Source organism: Xanthomonas sp. MUS 060 (assembly GCF_000963215.1).
Lineage (GTDB): Bacteria > Pseudomonadota > Gammaproteobacteria > Xanthomonadales > Xanthomonadaceae > Xanthomonas_A.
The window spans coordinates 1-591 of record NZ_JZIM01000116.1 but is presented as its reverse complement, the minus strand read 5'-3'; the positions used below and the strand labels follow the sequence as shown (position 1 = coordinate 591).

At 59.9% G+C, this 591-nt stretch carries 1 protein-coding gene; it reads left to right on the top strand.

Annotated elements, in window-relative coordinates:
• Positions 1-66: 66 nt before the first annotated feature.
• On the top strand, positions 67-591 hold a 525-nt coding region (locus XANALMUS060_RS17290), incomplete at its 3' end, for a phage tail sheath C-terminal domain-containing protein (protein WP_200894120.1).

Sequence of the window (591 nt, the reverse complement as noted above, 5' to 3'; positions counted from 1 at the left end):
GCCATCGATGCCGATTGTCCCAATCCTTGCTGGGAATACACAGCCGCCTACGGTGGTGCCAATGCCGTGGACATCGCAGCTGATCCTGCGCGCCCAACGCAGACCACACCGTTGCTGGGCCTGCTTGCACCGCGTGCAGGCAACCGCTTCGTGTTCGAGGACAGACAGGCGCTACTCAACTTCGGGATCGCCACCAGTTTCGTTTCTGGCGGCCAACTTCGGGTTGAACGTGCCATCACCACCTACCAGCAAAACAGTTTCGGAGCGCCAGATAGCAGCTATCTGGATTCGGAAACCCTGCACACCTCGGCCTATGTACTACGTGCGCTCAAGAGCGTGATCACCTCGAAGTACCCCAGGCACAAGCTGGCCGATGACGGCACACGCTTCGCCGCAGGCCAGGCCATCGTGACCCCTGCGGTCATCAAGGGCGAGCTATGCGCCGTCTACGGCCAGATGGAGTACCTGGGCATTGTCGAGAACCTGGACACCTTCAAACAGCACCTGATCGTCGAGCGTGATCCAGGCGACACGAACCGCATCAATGTGCTGTTCCCGCCGGACTACGTCAATCAATTGCGGGTGTTCGCG